Here is a 16,665-nt window from a genome sequence, read left to right as displayed (position 1 = left end):
GGAGGTGCACGAAGCATGAACAGTTCAATGATTAACGCTATGGTATCGATGAATGGTCTTCAACAGAAGCTGGATCTTCTCGCGGATAATATAGCTAATGTGAATACAGTTGGTTACAAACGCAAGGAAGCGACCTTTGAGGATCTTCTTACAAACGTAAGAAGCCAGCCAGAGGCTTTTAATCAGCCTGGTCGTAAAACACCAATGGATTTCACGCAAGGCTGGGGCTCGAGAATGACGATGGTTCAACCCAATCTCTCTCAAGGCCCTATGCAAGGAACCGATAAAGAAACGGATATTGCGATTGAGGGAAATGCACTGTTCGAGGTGGAAGTGGACAACGCTGGCAACCGTGCTTATACACGCAACGGAGCGTTTCAGTTGACGGTCGGCGCAAACGGTGATACGATTTTGGCAACGGAAGACGGATATCCAGTCGTAGCTAACGTAAGAGATGCTGTGACAGGAAACGTGGTTGAGCGCAATATCGTAGTACCTCAAGGGTACAGTTTACGGGTAAATCCAGACGGAACCGTGCTTGGAGTATCTTCTGAGCGCACGATTCCGCTTGGCAGCATTAAGTTGCTGCAAGCTTCGCGTCCTGCGGCATTGACTGCGGTTTCTGATAACCTGTTTGTCGTTGCAAACGGAATTAATGCTGGTGATGTCGTGCAGCAGGCTGTGCCGAATTCGGAAAATAACATTGTGCTGCGTCAAGGTTACTTGGAGCAGTCAAATGTCGAGCTGACGGACGAGATGACCGAGCTTATTAATGTGCAGCGCGCTTATCAATTGGCAGCTAGAGCGTTATCGTCAAGTGATACGATGATGAGCCTTACCAACGGGCTGCGCGCATAAGGATAGGATGATGTTGATGAGTATGGCCGATGAGCGAATGGACCATGAAGCAAGCGGATCCGGGAGTAAAGCGGAAGAGAAAAGCTCTGGGAGGCAGAAGCGCAGTAGTCGCGCGAAGGCTGAAGAGAGCTCCAATAAGAAGCAACGGCCCAAAGGGGTAAGCATGCTGCTGTGGCTTTTACGCAAAAGCATCGTACCGCTCATAATGATCATTATGCTAGTGGCAGGCTTGTACATTGGTTACGTCGTAATAGGCAAGCAGTCTGGGGATGAGGTTTTTAGCTGGGCTACATGGCAGCATCTCTATGACTTAGTGTTTGCTGAATCGTAATTAATATAAGAGAAAAAGGGTTGCCCATTTTGCAGTGTATGCTGCAAAGCGGGCAACCCTTTTTTGGGTATCAATACGAAAGATACACTTCTATTACGCAAGTGAAAAACTCGTTATGTAACGAGCTTCACACTTGCAGCATTTTTTATTTATTTTACACTTACCCTTATCGTGACACTTTTGCCTGCATAGGTTGCTTTAATGGATGCGGATCCTTTGCTAACAGCAATGATCTTTCCATTAACTACGGTAGCGACACTAGCTTTGGATGATGTCCAAACTGCGTTATCGGTTACATCAGCCGGGTTTCCAGTCGTAAAATTAGCTTGCAGCTTAGCCGAATAGATTCCTCCAGGGCTGAGCTGAACTGATTTGCTGGATAGGACAAGTGATTTCAGTTTAGGGGAAATCACAACAGGGACAATGACCGTTTTGCCTTGGTATGAACCGGTAATTTTAGTTGTTCCTACGGCAACCCCTTTAACAGTAGTGCTGCTAACGGTTGCGATGTTAGGATTTCCAGACTCCCAATTCATTTTTGATCCTAACGAAACCTGCTTGCCGCTCTTGTAATAACCTGTAACCTTAACGGATTTGGATCTGCCAGGATAAAGATCGAGAGAAATGGGGTCAACAACAAGCTTGACGATTTCTTCCTCAATTTTTACACGTACAGTTACACTCTTAGTCAGGTAAGTGGCTGTGAGCGTAATACTGGCTACATCTAAGCCTTTCATGCTCTTTTCTTTCAGCACGATATCCTCTGATGAAGACTTCCATTTGACTCTGCTCGAAATATCCTCTTCTTCTCCGTCTTCATTAACAACGGTTACGGAAGGGAAAGGTGTTTCTTTTCCTAAAATAATGCTAAGATCTTTTACGCCAGCTATCAGCTTTAATGGCTTCATATGAACGACTAAAGTCACATTTGTTTTATATCCCTGAAGAGCTGCGGTAAGGACGGATTTCCCAAGCGTTTTAGCTGTCCATTGGCCGTCTTTTATGGTAGCTACTTTCTCATCCGCGGAAGTCCAAACCACAATTTTGGATACGTCGACCTTCGTACCATCAAAGGTTGTTGCCATTACTTTAGGCAGATTCTCGCTGATTTCGGTGTAACCATCGATGGTTTCCGTTTCAACAGTAAGCTCGGTTATGCTCGGGTATACCGTAATTTCAATGCTGCGGCTAACACCCTTGTAGTTTGCTGTAATTTTAGTTGTGCCGACCGATTTAGGAAATATCTTTCCTGCTGTAACGGTAGCGACTACGACGTTCGAAGACGTCCAATCGGCTTTATCAGTCACATCGTCAGAATTATTTTTATTATCAAGCACGTCGGCTTTAACTTGAAGCGGTGCGTCCTGCAGCAGCAGATGGTATTCCTTCTCAGGTGAGAGCTTGATCGACTGAAAAGCCGTACGCACAACAACATCAATGGATGTGCTAACACCTTTGTAGGATACGGTAATCGTCGTTTTTCCAGCGCTTACCGCTGTGATTACGCCTTTTTTAACTGAGGCCACTTTTTCATTAGCGCTTACCCATTTGGCTTCATTTGTAACGGGAAGTGTTCCGCCAGTCTTCGGTGCGACGGAGGCGGTTAATACTTTGTCGTCATAGCCGATGTCGAGTTCGACCAGATTGCCTGAATTACCGGAATCAATCGTAATCGATTTGTAAGGTGAGGTAACATTTACTGTAATCGAATCGGATTTACCTTTAAGCTTGGCGGTAATCGTAACGGCTCCGACACCTAGTAATGTAATAGCGCCTTCATCAACTGTAGCAATAGCAGCGTTTGATGTTGTCCAAACAGCATCGCTTGTCACGTTTTTTGGCTCTTGGTTTGCTTTCAAGCCGTTTAACGTGAAGACCAAGTTTTGACCAATCTCGATATCAGTCGTTGCTGGTGCGGTTATTCCGTTCTGCATCAGGGTTACTGAATCATAAACATAATCTGATGAAGCCTTGATAGAAATCGTGTAGCCTTTATAAGTAGCACTTATCGTTGCAGTTCCCTTGCCCACACCCGTTAATATGCCTTTTTCCACTTTGACGAGAGCGGTATTGGATGATTTCCATGTCGCATCCGCTGTAACTTCCTTTTTCGATGACGAACCTGAAATGGAGGCGAATACCGTTAAATTGACCTGATCATCTTCAACAAATGTTTCCAGTGATGACGTGCTGCTGTTGTAATCCGTTGAGTCATAGTTAAATTCAATGCCGTTTACTGTATCTTCTGCGGCGTTGACAACTCCAGTCATGGAAGTCATAACCAATACGAATGCAAGTGCAGCTGACAGCCACCTGCGAGTTCCTTTTAACGACTTATTTAATCGCAAACTAAAATTCACTACATCCCTGTCCTTTCTTGTTTAAAGTAATTGGTATTCTATTTATAACGGTAAGAAGATGGTAAAAATGAATAACGATCACAAAATGTATAAATAAAAAAATGGCAAATAGTTAGTTTGAACTAACTTCTGCAATTTGCTTAGCTTATTAGGAACAGCGATAGTTTTATTTTTGTGGGAGGTAGTTGTATAATAGTTGGGAACCATGGTGGACAGTCAGTAATAGGTAGAGGAGCGTGAATATTTGAATCTGCCGAATCTATTAACATCATTGCGTTTTTTATTAATCCCTGTCTACATTGTGATTTTTGCGGAAGGACATATGATTCCTGCCTTTTTGATTATGGTTGCTGCTGGTATTACCGATGTACTTGATGGTTATATCGCACGCAGAACCGGTCAGGTAACGACGGCTGGAATAATGCTTGATCCGCTTGCGGATAAGTTGATGCTGATCACGGTTATTGTATCGCTGCTCGTATCCGGCCATATTTCTTGGGCAGCGGCTGCAGCGATGTTTTTGCGCGATTTGGGCATGATAGCGGGGGGACTCTATTTTCACTTTCGAGGGAAAAAGACGGTACCTGCCAACTGGATGGGGAAGCTGACAACTGTGCTCTTTTATGCAGCGATTATGCTGATTTTCTTTGAAGCGCCGAATGCTCATTTTTATTTGTGGGGGGTCATTGCCTTCTCATTCGTAACTTCAATTATGTATATCGTGATGTTTAAAGCGCTGAATAAAAACATAACGGAAACACCAGCCGGACATTCGTGATCTTTTAATTCACTACATATGAACAAAGAGGCTTGGCTGAGGACACTTCGGGTCCAAGCAGCCAAACCTCTTATCTTAACCTTCATAAACTGCAGTTTATGAGGGATATGTATAGTGTCGTACAGAAAGACACTTTTTATACTACCTAACTACTAATGAGAGGGGCTTTTTTTGTCATGTTGGATATTAATCAAATTCAAGAAATCATTCCGCACCGTCCGCCGTTTCTGCTAATCGACCGAATTTTGGAGGTTGAGCCAGGCGTGCGTGCAGTCGGTCTCAAAAATGTTACGATGAATGAACCCTATTTTGTAGGTCATTTCCCGGGTTATCCGGTTATGCCAGGCGTTCTTATAGTAGAAGCGCTTGCGCAGGTAGGTACTGTAGCGATGCTGATGATAGAAGCTAATCGTGGAAAGCTTGGTTTTTTTGCTGGCATCGACGGCTTCCGTTTTCGTGGTCAAGTAAAGCCTGGCGATACGTTGACGCTTGAGGTCCAGATTACAAGGCTTAAGGGCTCTATTGGAAAAGGGCAAGGGACAGCAAGAGTTGGCGATCAAATCGTTGCCGAAGGCGAGCTTATGTTTGCTTTATCTAATCCTTCATAAATATAAATTCATGAATGAAAGAGGCTGCTAAATATGACGAACGAAACGAATACTACTGTTATTGCTAAATATGAGGCGTGGCTTAATGATCCGCTTATTGATGCGGGAACAAAGGACGAGCTGCGCAATATTGAAGGGCAAGAAAAAGAGATTACGGACCGTTTTTATCGTGACCTTGAATTTGGTACGGGCGGCTTGCGCGGTGTAATGGGTGCAGGAACGAATCGTTTGAATACTTATACGGTTGGTAAAGCGACACAGGGACTTGCGAATTGGCTGCTTGCAGGTAAATCTGCTGATGGAGCTGCTCCTTCAGTTGTCATCGCTCATGATTCCCGCAATAACTCCCCTGAGTTTGCGCTGGATGCAGCGCTTGTGCTTGCTGGCAACGGTATTACTACTTATTTATTCACCGCGCTGCGTCCAACACCTCAGCTTTCTTTTGCGGTGCGCTCACTGCATGCATCCAGCGGTATTGTCATTACGGCAAGCCACAATCCGCCTGAGTACAATGGTTACAAAGCATATGGCGCTGACGGCTGCCAGCTCATTCCTGAGGAAGCTGAACAGGTTATTTCTGCTATCAGTCAAATCGCTGGTTTTGATGAAGTGAAAAGGCTTAGTCGCGAGGAAGCGGAGGCGAAGGGCCTGCTTCGCTGGCTTGGAGAAGATGCCGATCAACAATTTATTGATACGGTAGTTGCTCAGAGCTTGAATGCAGATCTCATCAAAGGGGAAATTGGCGAAAAGATTAGCGTTGTATTCACACCTCTGCATGGCACTGGCAATATGCCTGTTCGCGAAGTGTTGAAAAAGGTTGGTTTTAAAAATGTGCACATCGTACCGGAGCAAGAGCAGCCGGATGGATATTTTAGCACCGTAAAGTCTCCTAATCCGGAAGAGCGCGAGGCGTTTACACTTGCGATTAAGTTAGCGCAGCAGGTCAATGCAGATATCATTATAGGTACCGATCCTGACGCAGACCGTATGGGTGCGGTTGTGAAAAACAATGAGGGCGAGTACGTGGTGCTCACTGGCAACCAATCAGGTGCACTAATGGTTCATTATGTGCTGAGCCAGTTGAAGGAACGTGGACAGCTGCCAGACAATGGCGTTGTTGTCAAAACGATCGTGACAAGTGAGTTGGGCGCGGATATTGCCCGTTCATACGGCGTGGCGGTTGAAAATACGTTAACAGGCTTCAAATATATTGGTGAAAAAATGACTCGTTATGAGCAAACGGGTGAGCACACTTTCCTATTCGGCTACGAGGAAAGCTATGGTTATTTAACAGGAACTTATGCGCGTGATAAAGATGCGATCGTTGCCGCACTATTAATTGCTGAAGCTGCGGCTTATTATAGCAGTCAAGGGAAAACGTTGTACGATGTTCTGCTTGAACTATATGCTGAACATGGTTTTTATTTGGAAGGCTTGGAGTCGCGTACGCTTAAGGGCCTTGATGGTGTACAAAAAATTGGTGCTATTATGGATGACTGGCGTCAAAATCCGCCAACTGAAATCGGCGGCGTTAAAGTGGAGCATGTGCTTGATTACGGCGAGGGCCAAGATGGCTTGCGTCCGGAGAATGTGTTGAAATATTTGCGAGCGGACGGCTCATGGTTCTGCTTGCGTCCATCGGGCACGGAGCCAAAAATCAAAGTATATTTTGCGGTCAAGGGTGAGTCTAAGGATGCTGCTGCTGTAGCGCTGCAATCATTGCAAACCTCCGTTATGGAACGGGTAGACCGTACCGAATAGAACGTTAATCAACCTGTTTAGAACGGAGGAATTGTGTGTTTTTACGTTGGCAGCAATGGAATCGGCGTGCAAGATTCGTTTTATGGATCATTGCAATTATCGGGGTGGCGGCAGCATTGCCGCTCGGAGCCGTTCGTATGGAAATGGAAAAATCGTCGAAGCAAGTTGAATATGTATTTGATTACCGGGATATTATTGAGGTTGCGGAAAAGCAGGCAAGGCCGCAGCAGTTTCTGACTGAGAAGCTGGAGATGCTGAAGGAATCTGGCGTCACAACGATGGCCGTTTATGAGAGCTCTCTGAAGGATCTGCAGATATCAGGCAGACTGACTTTTTACAGCTCTAGAGACGCTGCATTGCTGCAAAGCAAGTTTGAGCCGGTAGGTCAAAACTTTACTTATATTTTATTCAATGGACCAAAAGAAGAAGAAATGATTAGTCCTATTGTACGCGAAGCGTTGGATCGTTCCGAGGCTGTGTACAGTGATTGGTCATACGGCGGCCGTAAAGGTTTTGTCGTTGAGATGCCGATTACCGAGGCTGTTATGAAAACGATGGATTTTGATCCAATGTCACTTGAAACGATTCATAATGCAGGATTTAAAATATTGCCTCGCTTCTCCGATCGTATTAAGCCTTATGATCAGCAAGCAACAGACGCTGTGCTTGCGAAATTGAAGGAATACGATGTTGAGCGCGTATTGTTCGAAGGCGACAAAGTAAAGGGTGCATCCGATCAAGCGATGGATAACAGCCTTTATCAGTTCGGAGAACTGCTTAAAAAATACGATATGGGTATAGCTACAATAGAAAATTTGAAAAAACCGCAACAAGGTATAAATAAATTAGCTTATATTACAAATTATAATGTAGTCAGATTATATTCTTTGTCGGAGAACGATGGAATGACGATGTCTCCAGAAGCGATTGCTGATCGTTTTCTTTTAGCGGCAAAGGATCGCAATATCCGTATGTTTTTCTTGAACGGGACGGCTCAGTCGAATACGGATAAAGCAATGGTGGTTAATTCCTTGGACCGCATTGCTGAAGCAATGGGTGAAGAGGGCGGCATAGTAGATAAGCTCTCGAACGCAGGCTTTACGCCAGGCATGCCAAAAGCGTTTGATCATGAGCCGCCTTCTTGGAACAAACCTGTACGTGCAATCGTTGCTGCTGGTGCAGTAGCATTGATTACTTTGTTAATAGGAGCCTTTATTCCAGGCGTTTATATTCCAGTCTATGCTATTGGCTTAGTTGGAAGCGCAGGCTTGTACAAGCTTAACAGCTCGCTCATGGAGCAGGGCCTAGCATTAGGTGCTTCGATTGCAGCCCCTACGCTGGCTCTTGTATGGGTGATGAATCGGATTTACTCCCGCACCGTCGGTGAGCGTCGTGTTATTGGCGGAATGAATTGGTCGGTAGGACGCAGCCAGCAAGGACAGACACCTCAGCAGCCAGGTGCTGTATATGAGAGTGGAAATCGTATGAAATGGATATTTCCTGCCTTATCTACAGGTAGACGTTTTGGTCTTGCTTTGAATTGGTTTATTGTGGCGACACTAATCTCCCTCATGGGAGCGCCTATGATATTCGGATTGTTGAACAATATTACGTACAATCTGGTATTGGAACAATTCCGCGGAGTTAGTGTGCTGCATTTGGCACCGATTGTATTGGTGGCCATCTATGTATTTTTCTATAACGGTCAAACTTCGATCGGAAAGCTGCGCAAGCTGCTGTCACAACCTATTACTTTAACGTGGATTATCGTAGCTGTATTCATTGGCGCTATCGGTTTCTATTACTTGTCTCGTACAGGGAACAATGGACAAGCACCAGCAATCGAGCTGCTTATTCGCGGGTGGTTAGAGTCTACATTCGGCGTACGACCACGCTTTAAAGAGTTTATGCTTGGTCATCCACCGCTGTTGCTTGGCTTGTTCCTTGCACTTCGTTACCGTGCAGCTTGGCTGCTTGTCATTGTCGGTTCGATCGGCCAATTGACGATGGTTGATACCTTTGCACATCTTCACACGCCGCTTTACATTTCGATGATTCGTGTAGCGCTCGGCTTGGGTACAGGTATCATAATCGGCTGTATTTTGATTTTGGCATGGCAGTTAGTGGAAGGAGCAATTCGTAAATGGGCACCAGCCGTCATCCGCAAATTCGTCGAATAGTAATTTCAGGCTATTATGGCTTCCACAACAGCGGTGATGAAGCGGTACTCAAATCGATATTGCTTGCACTAGAAGAAGAAGGCAAGGCGCAAGGCGTGCAAATTCAGCCGATCGTTTTATCGGCTGATCCGGATTGGACAAGCCGGATGTATGGCGTTGAAGCTGTTCGCCGAATGCATCCAGCAGATCTATGGAAAGCGTTGAAAGGCAGTGACGGTCTAATCAGCGGAGGCGGAAGCCTCCTGCAAGACGTTACAAGTGCCAAAACGATTCCTTACTATACTGGAGTCATGAAGCTGGCACAATTGCTGGGTAAGCCAACATTCGCTTATTCGCAAGGTATCGGTCCTGTGAACCGCCGCTGGATGGATTCTTTCATTCGTGGAGTCATGAATCGAAGTGCTTATGTATCCGTTAGGGATTCGGAATCTGCTGCTTTGCTCGGAAGTATCGGCGTGCCTAGTGATCGGATTGATATCGTTCCCGATCCGGTCATGGGCTTGCCGCTTCCAGCTGGCACATCGGCTGTTGGACAAGCCGCCGATGCGTTCAGCCCTCCTGCTGCGCCGTTAGTCGGAGTATCGCTGCGCCACTGGCGCAGTGACGGCGCCGATCTCGAGCGCGCCGCCGACGCGCTAGTCGCGCTGTCGAAGCGCATGCCTGTCCGGCTGCGCTTCCTGCCGTTCCATACTCCCTCCGACACAGTAGCGTCGGAGCAGGTGATGGAACGGCTGCGCGGCCGGCTCGGCAACGGTTCCACCGCCGAGCTGACCGCGCCCGGCGACGACCCCCAGCAAATGCTGCTTGCGGTCAGCCGGTGCGACGCTTTGCTTGGCATGCGCCTCCATGCGCTTATTTATGCCGCGGGCCAAATGGTTCCCATGCTTGGCCTCTCGTACGACCCGAAGATCGACCAATTTCTGGGTCGACTTGGCATCAAAGCCATCGGCACGACAGAGCAGCTGGATGCCGAACAATTCGCAGAGGCAGCGCATTTGCTGCTGTCTGACAAGGAGAGCTGGCAAGCGAAGCACAAGCCAGCAATCGATCTTTTAAAACAACAATCGCAAAGACCGGCGCAACAAATTGTTCATTTGCTGCGTCATACATTATCGAGGTGAGTTCCTCTTGTCGAAACAACTACCAACTGTGCCGATTTACGGCATACCATTCTCCAAGGTGAGCATGGATGAGACAGTCAATTATTTAATAGAAGCAATCGAGGGAAGACAGGTAACGCATGTTATTACCGCTAATCCGATTATGATTATGTCTGCCGTTGAGGATCCTAATTACAGTGCGATGATTCGACGTGCAGATCTTATCGTGCCCGATGGCGCAGGAGTTGTATGGGCAGCCAAATACGTGGGACAGCCTGTTGCAGAACGAGTAACAGGGTTTGATCTCCTTCATCGTCTTTTGCAGGAAGGTGAAACACGTAAATGGAAAGCTTATCTGCTTGGCACCTCGCAAGAGATTATTGAGGCGGCGGCAGAAAAGCTGCAGCTGCAATACCCTCAAGTGAAAATCGTAGGTTACCGGAACGGATTTTTTGGCCCGGATCAGGATGAAGAAGTGGTGGAAGAGATCCGTGCTGCTGCACCTGATTTATTATTTGTGGCACGAGGAGCGGATACGCAGGAGCCGTGGATAGTGAAATACAAGCATAAGCTGGGCGTGCCTTTGATTATGGGCGTTGGCGGAAGCTTCGACGTTGTTTCAGGCAAACTAAAGCGGGCTCCTGATATTTTTCAAAAACTTCGGCTTGAATGGTTTTATCGCTTGCTGCAAGAGCCTAAACGCTACAAAAGAATGCTTGTTTTGCCGAAATTCGTAGTGAAAGTGGTTCGCGACAAAGAAAACGTAACAAAACCTCGACCTACACCGTGAAATTCTCGTTAAAACCATGAAAATTGGATGAAAACGGGGTTGGAGTTTCCTTTCCAATCGGAGTATAATTCACTTCGGTAGAAAGAAAAGGGGAGTTGCACACATGCCGGTAGGCTTGCTGTATTCAATTGGGTTCATAATCGCTCTTGTTCTTGCCATTGCGATGACGCCGCTTGTTAAGAAATTTGCATTCAAAGTAGGCGCAATAGACAAACCAAATCACCGCAAAGTACACACGCGCATTATGCCGCGTCTTGGCGGTCTAGCTATTTATATTGCATTCGTAGGCGCATTCTTTATTTTATCGCCATTTATACCAGACGGCTTGCTCCGTCCGCAGGATTCAAATATGATCAACGCGCTGCTTGTCGGCGGTACGATGATTATTATTTTAGGTGCTTTCGATGACCGTTTCGAGCTTTCGGCAAAGGTGAAGCTGCTCGGTCAAATCGCGGCGGCATGCGTAGTCGTTTTCGTCTTTGACGTAAAGATCGACTTGCTGAACATACCGTTCGGTGAAACGATGCAGCCAATTGCCGGTTGGATCAGCATTCCGCTTACGATTCTATGGATCGTTGGCGTAACAAATGCTATTAATCTGATCGATGGCTTGGACGGGCTTGCTGCCGGCGTATCGGGAATCGCGATTGCAACGATTGTTGTGATGGCATCGCTGATGGGCTTCCAACCTGTTATCTTGCTAAGTACATTGCTGCTTGGCGGAATTGTCGGATTTCTTGTTTTCAACTTTCATCCCGCAAAAATATTTATGGGCGACTCGGGATCGCTTTTTCTCGGCTTCAGTCTAGCAACGCTTTCGATGCTCGGCTTCAAGCAGGTAACGATGGTATCGTTTGTAACACCGCTGCTCATTATCGGCGTTCCGCTTTCGGATACTTTCTTCGCAATCGTTCGCCGCTGGGTAAACAAAAAACCAATTTTTGCTCCAGACAAAGGACATTTGCATCATCGTTTGCGTGACCTTGGCTTCAGCCACCGTCGTACTGTCCTTATCATATGGGGAGTAGCTGCAATATTCGGCGGACTCGCAATCGTGCAATCGGCTGTCGTACAGTCGAGCGCGGCGAACTGGATCACCTTTGCCGTCATCTGTATGCTAATGTTTTTCTTACAGATTGGGGCAGAAATAACCGGTATCGTGGACAAAACACGCAGGCCGCTTATTAATTTCCTAGCTCGAATGAGACTTCGACTCAAGCTGGATGCTGAATCCCGTTCCAAATAAATAAGAGCTCTGAATCCTTTAACGGAATCAGGGCTCTTTTTTTGTTCGAAATGGAGCAAATAGCTAAAAAATTGGGAGCCAAAAGCCGATAACAACTGTACAGAACTTTTCTGCGGTCAGAGCGCCTAACTGCAATTGCATCAAAGCTGACTAAAGAGGAAAAGGGAGGAAGATTTATTCAGAGGTAAGCCGCATAGTCGTCAGGCCATCTATCATTCTAATACCCATGCTCGTCACATACATAAAGGAGGAACATTGTTTTGAAAAAATTACTATCATTAGCGCTAACGCTGGCACTGTTGATTACATTGTTGCCGCCGTTCGGAGCTTCACAAACGGTAACAGCAGCAACAGGCAGCTTCAGTTTTCCAACAGAAAAGGAATTATCTACGGAAGCAAGGGTAACGACAGACCCGCGTCTGACTTTGAATGGATCAATCACGGGTGTAGACCCTACTTCGGTATCTTACAGTATTGTTCAAGTAATCAATAACAAGGGCACCGCTGACCCAACAGATGACGATCTTGGCTCCAAACGCGAGAACATTACAAGCAATATTTATATTAGCGGATTTAATATGCAGGTATTCAACGTAGAATTATTCCCTGGCTTGAACCGTATAACGTTCAGAGGTATTCAAGGCGGCGGAGAAGTAACAAGCTCCATTTATATTGAATATCACAACGGACCTGTATTTTACGATTTAGTTGCACAATTAGATGGAAATAAATTTGCAATTGAAGAAGTTGGAACAACGGTTGTGCATTCAACGACATCAGCAGGCCGACAATCCGCTGACATCAGTATTACGGGTTTCGCTCCTAATGCACAGCAGGTTACGGTGGATGTGAATGGCAGCAGTAAAACCTATTCGGTTAACAGCTCCAATAATTATCAGTTTGCTGCATCTCCGATTACGGTGAACAAAGGAAAAAACTTGGTTAGCATCAAAGTGAAAAACGCGAATCAGACGGTTGAGACAACTCGAGAGATTGCTTTTTATAACGGCCAAGTGACCTTTTTAGATGTTAATCTTAATGGTAAAAATAACGGAGTCGATACAGCAGAACCGTTAGAGTACAATCCAAACCTTTTGGTAACCGATGTGAATTCAGCAAGTGTGACAGGTAGAATCATCGTCCCTAACTTTTTAAAGGATGATAACGCAGACGATAAGCTTGACCCGCATCCAGATCCAACGAAGAGCATACCTATCGAATATACGATCACACAAAATGGAGACAGCACCTTTAAGTTGATACAACCAGCAACTGCTTCTGCTACACCTGTAGGAACTTATTCGGGTCAAGAAGCATTCTTTATTTATGAGTTTACTCGTCCTATTGGTGTGGATCATAATAATAAGCTGGCTTACAATAAGATCTATAACATTCAGTTAACAGCAAAAAATGCAAAAACAGAGTCGCTCGGCCAGAATGGCAGTGAAGGAACGGGGCTTATGAGTTTCTCGCTTCGAAATGGAGCGGCCCAATTCATTGACAAGATTAATTACTTGAACGGTTATAAAACGGGGACAGGTGAATCACTCACTGGTACTCCGCTTGAGGGGGCCAATATTTATAGTGTACCTTTCGCGATGGAAGTGTTGGTTGGTAATGCTGATGTAACGAAGACCGCTGATCTCGTTACAATTACGGGAATTAAAAATGTTTCCAATGCGTCAGCACCGAGTGACTATAAGTTTGACGATAAAGCTAATATTGAAAATGTATCGAGTCAATTGAGTAATAAATTTGTCAATATTAATGGCAAAGTGTATAAGCGTGAGATCATTGTTTTTCATAAACTTCCATTTGAAGGAACGCAAACAGTAACGCTTGATGTTGGCGGCGTGAAAAAAGATGTTAAGTTTACGATGCTCTTTGGACCATATGTCAGTTATACAAGTGTATTTGACAATATGACGGTATATGATGATACGAACAAGCTGCAATCTGAACGGATTACAGCGGCTATTTCAGGTACTTTGAGTGACTTTAAAGGTATTATGAACAATATTAATAATACTTCTGAGGTTCGTTACACTTTTAAAGCAAATGAAGCTCAAACTGTATTTTTCTACGTGAATAATACGCCGATCCAGCTGCAGCAGCAAGCTGGCAAGCCTGTAACCAATTTCGAAATTGTACCAGACCAAAGGGCGAATGCATTTAATGCATTGTTTAGTGGTGAGAATGAGATCAAATTCGTATTCCAAGGAAGCAAAAACTCTTACGAGAAAAAGATCAAATTATATTTGATTCCAACAAACCTGCCGGTAATACCAGTAGAAGGCACCTCTATTTATCCGTATAGCAGCAAATATGCGGAGCCAGTTCCGAATGATCCAAACTTCGTGAATCGTGGTGGGATTTTCACGACAAACGAAGCGAACATGAATATTTTTGGTACATTCGATTTTATCGATTTTATTGCTACTGGCAGTACGAACACGGATATTTTGGCTAATATTCAAGCTAAAATTCAATTGATGAAAGATAGCGCAGAACTCACAGATCCTGATAAATACATTTTGAAAATTGAAAGTAGCTCACTGAAAACGCCAATCCGCTGGAACCTAAGCAATGAGCTGGTCATCATGAAAGGTGCGACAGTGCTTGGCAAAGTAAATGAAAGTACAACAAACAATATCGCTAACCTGGCGGTTCGTTACGATATAGACACAAAGACGTTCTCATTCGTTTTGAACGCGCAGGCTTTAAATCCTGACGGCAGTTCGAGTGTATACACGTTTACAGCGTACAACAATGGTGAAACAGGTCCGAAAGCTTCTTATCGTCTTGAAGTGGATCCAACATCGCTTCCTTATACGATTTTGCGTCCAATTTTGCCAAACAAAGCGATTGTAAATCAAAATTTCATTGAGGTTATCATTGACGCCCCAGGCGCAAACTCGGTAACTATTAACAAGCAAATTGCTGAGAAAATTGATTATGACTCTGATAATAATCCAGCAACTATCGAAGAACTTTATAAAAACACATATCGCGTCTATGTAAGCAAACTGAAAGTTGGCAAAAACAAAATTGACTTTATCATTTCGAGTGTAAACGATAAAGTGCAAAGCAGTATTGAGATAACGTACGCTCCAACGAATATACCGGGCGCTCAATTTATGGAGCCAATGGCGAGTACTCACAAAATTTTCGATGGATCACTATCACTGAAATTCGAAAAAGGTACTACGTTGATCCGTACAGACTTTAACGTACCTGCAAATCTGAAGAACCAGGTATTTAACGGACATAATATGTTGTTCGCAATTGCCAATCCAGAGGATGGGGTCGTTGATCGACGTGAATTAGAAGCATGGCCGCCGAATTTCAACATCATTATGGAAAGTTTCGGAACAAGATTCAGATTGTCTTATCCGACAAGGTTTACAAAGGCAAGTCCTGTTTACTGGATTGATGCTGGCTTGGCGGATGATCCTGCTACAGGTGCATATGACCCTCTGAAAATGGGCGTAGATCCATATCAATTCCCGAATGCTAAGGGAACAGACGGGACAAAGATTCCTACCTATGATGATCGACCTGACAATCGTGAGCTAGTTACTTCTAAGACTGGATCCTTGACGCTTGGATTCGATCCGAACATGAAGGACAGCATTGGAACAATTATCACCGTATACCGTTATGATGTTAAAGCGAAATATTGGGAAAACATTGGCGGTAAAGTAGATGTGAAGAAAAATACAATCACGGTTCCCTTCAATAAATTCGGTTATTATGTAGTCGGAAAAATGGTTTATTCATACAGTGATATGACTTCTCATCCGTATGCAAGAAACTTTCTAGAGGCAATTTATGCTAAAGGAATCATGAATGCAGCAGGTTTTGATGATTTTGGCTCCAACATATATATTTCGCGCGGCGAATTTGCAAGAATGATGGTTAAGGCACTAGATATTCCGCTTAACTTTGAACTCAGCAAGCCGCATTTCGATGATGTACCGGCTATCATTAATCCAGATGCATTATGGGATTATAGATATGTAGAGACAGCAGCGAGGGAAGGTATTATACGCGGGACGGGTCCACGTACGTTCCAGCCAAGTGCTAGTCTGACAAGAGAAGAGGCATCTGTTATTATTGCGAGAGCGCTGGACATGAAGCTGGCTACCGATTCATCGAAGATCGATAAGGATCTCGAGAAAACATTTAAGGATGCGGGCAGTGTCAATTTCTATGCGAAGAGTTCTGTGTTTGCCATTGCAAAGAAAAGGTATATTCTCGGATCTCCTGTTGATCCAAGCAATCCAAAGGGTGGTTCAGTGTTTGAGCCAAGATCAAATCTGTTGCGCTCTGACGCAGCGATTATCGTAGCTCGTATTTTGGCTGACTTAGGTAAGCTTCCTAAAATCGGTTAAACTTAAAAGGTTAGAAAAATCTGGTTGCAGTATTTTTTCTGCGACCAGATTTTTTTACGCCACTATTGCTTTTTAAATATACGAGAAACTTTATCCATGGAAAATGTTTAGCATCGACGTGCTCTATGAAAACAAGCTATACTAACAAAGCAGTGAGTAGATAACCGTTAGGTGTACATAAGTGAAAAAAACGGAAAAAGAAAAACTTTTAAAGTTTTTTTTAGAACATCGCAACTTTTCATTGTCACGTGCGTTTAAA

Annotated in this window: 11 protein-coding genes; 10 read left to right on the top strand and 1 reads right to left on the bottom strand. The window is 44.8% G+C overall.

Annotation, left to right across the window (positions count from 1 at the left end; genetic code table 11):
• Positions 1 to 15: 15 nt before the first annotated feature.
• Positions 16 to 858 carry a flagellar hook-basal body protein gene (locus AC787_RS14525; RefSeq protein ID WP_054025427.1) on the top strand — a complete coding sequence of 281 codons (843 nt, stop codon included), beginning with the start codon at positions 16 to 18 and terminating at the stop codon, positions 856 to 858.
• 16 nt (positions 859 to 874) lie between these two features.
• Entirely contained in the window at positions 875 to 1,189 is a 315-nt protein-coding gene (locus tag AC787_RS14520; RefSeq protein ID WP_054025426.1) for a DNA-directed RNA polymerase subunit beta, read from the top strand.
• A 149-nt stretch (positions 1,190 to 1,338) separates the two neighbouring features.
• Here AC787_RS14520 and AC787_RS14515 read toward each other — a convergent pair whose 3' ends face one another.
• Positions 1,339 to 3,549: an Ig-like domain-containing protein gene (locus tag AC787_RS14515; RefSeq protein WP_152970637.1), complete on the bottom strand. Its 2,211-nt coding sequence runs from the start codon at positions 3,547 to 3,549 to the stop codon at positions 1,339 to 1,341.
• A gap of 244 nt (positions 3,550 to 3,793) precedes the next feature.
• Here AC787_RS14515 and AC787_RS14510 point away from each other — a divergent pair, with 244 nt between their 5' ends.
• From AC787_RS14510 to AC787_RS14475, 8 genes are all read left to right on the top strand, one after another.
• Complete coding sequence (locus tag AC787_RS14510) at positions 3,794 to 4,327, top strand: CDP-alcohol phosphatidyltransferase family protein (RefSeq protein WP_054025424.1); 534 nt, start codon at positions 3,794 to 3,796, stop codon at positions 4,325 to 4,327.
• 176 nt (positions 4,328 to 4,503) lie between these two features.
• Positions 4,504 to 4,935 (top strand): 3-hydroxyacyl-ACP dehydratase FabZ, encoded by a 432-nt coding sequence (fabZ, locus tag AC787_RS14505; protein ID WP_056631018.1) that lies wholly within the window; start codon positions 4,504 to 4,506, stop codon positions 4,933 to 4,935.
• Positions 4,936 to 4,968: 33 nt separating this feature from the next.
• Positions 4,969 to 6,696 carry a phospho-sugar mutase gene (locus tag AC787_RS14500; RefSeq protein WP_054025422.1) on the top strand — a complete coding sequence of 576 codons (1,728 nt, stop codon included), beginning with the start codon at positions 4,969 to 4,971 and terminating at the stop codon, positions 6,694 to 6,696.
• Positions 6,697 to 6,731: 35 nt separating this feature from the next.
• Positions 6,732 to 8,876 (top strand): DUF5693 family protein, encoded by a 2,145-nt coding sequence (locus AC787_RS14495; RefSeq protein WP_054025421.1) that lies wholly within the window; start codon positions 6,732 to 6,734, stop codon positions 8,874 to 8,876.
• Positions 8,840 to 9,997, top strand: coding sequence for a polysaccharide pyruvyl transferase CsaB (csaB, locus tag AC787_RS14490; protein ID WP_054025420.1), 1,158 nt, complete (start codon positions 8,840 to 8,842; stop codon positions 9,995 to 9,997). Before AC787_RS14495 ends, csaB begins: the two co-directional genes overlap by 37 nt.
• A gap of 64 nt (positions 9,998 to 10,061) precedes the next feature.
• Positions 10,062 to 10,766, top strand: a complete 705-nt coding sequence (locus tag AC787_RS14485; protein ID WP_082360986.1) for a WecB/TagA/CpsF family glycosyltransferase — start codon at positions 10,062 to 10,064, stop codon at positions 10,764 to 10,766.
• A 103-nt stretch (positions 10,767 to 10,869) separates the two neighbouring features.
• Entirely contained in the window at positions 10,870 to 12,012 is a 1,143-nt protein-coding gene (locus AC787_RS14480) for a glycosyltransferase family 4 protein (RefSeq protein ID WP_054025418.1), read from the top strand.
• Between the two features lie 260 nt (positions 12,013 to 12,272).
• Complete coding sequence (locus AC787_RS14475; protein WP_054025417.1) at positions 12,273 to 16,406, top strand: S-layer homology domain-containing protein; 4,134 nt, start codon at positions 12,273 to 12,275, stop codon at positions 16,404 to 16,406.
• Positions 16,407 to 16,665 lie beyond the last annotated feature (259 nt).

The organism is Bacillus sp. FJAT-28004, assembly GCF_001280845.1.
Classification (GTDB): Bacteria; Bacillota; Bacilli; order Paenibacillales; family Paenibacillaceae; genus Pristimantibacillus.
Note: the sequence above shows the minus strand (reverse complement) of the source record. Positions and strands in the feature narration are given on the sequence as shown.

What these genes read in the sequence shown, in the direction of transcription:
- csaB (WP_054025420.1), top strand. Translation starts at nt 8,840, where the DNA reads ATGGGCACCAGCCGTCATCCGCAAATTCGTCGAATAGTAATTTCAGGC.
- fabZ (WP_056631018.1), top strand. Translation starts at nt 4,504, where the DNA reads ATGTTGGATATTAATCAAATTCAAGAAATCATTCCGCACCGTCCGCCG.
- AC787_RS14485 (WP_082360986.1), top strand. Translation starts at nt 10,062, where the DNA reads ATGGATGAGACAGTCAATTATTTAATAGAAGCAATCGAGGGAAGACAG.
- AC787_RS14520 (WP_054025426.1), top strand. Translation starts at nt 875, where the DNA reads ATGAGTATGGCCGATGAGCGAATGGACCATGAAGCAAGCGGATCCGGG.
- AC787_RS14525 (WP_054025427.1), top strand. Translation starts at nt 16, where the DNA reads ATGAACAGTTCAATGATTAACGCTATGGTATCGATGAATGGTCTTCAA.
- AC787_RS14480 (WP_054025418.1), top strand. Translation starts at nt 10,870, where the DNA reads ATGCCGGTAGGCTTGCTGTATTCAATTGGGTTCATAATCGCTCTTGTT.
- AC787_RS14500 (WP_054025422.1), top strand. Translation starts at nt 4,969, where the DNA reads ATGACGAACGAAACGAATACTACTGTTATTGCTAAATATGAGGCGTGG.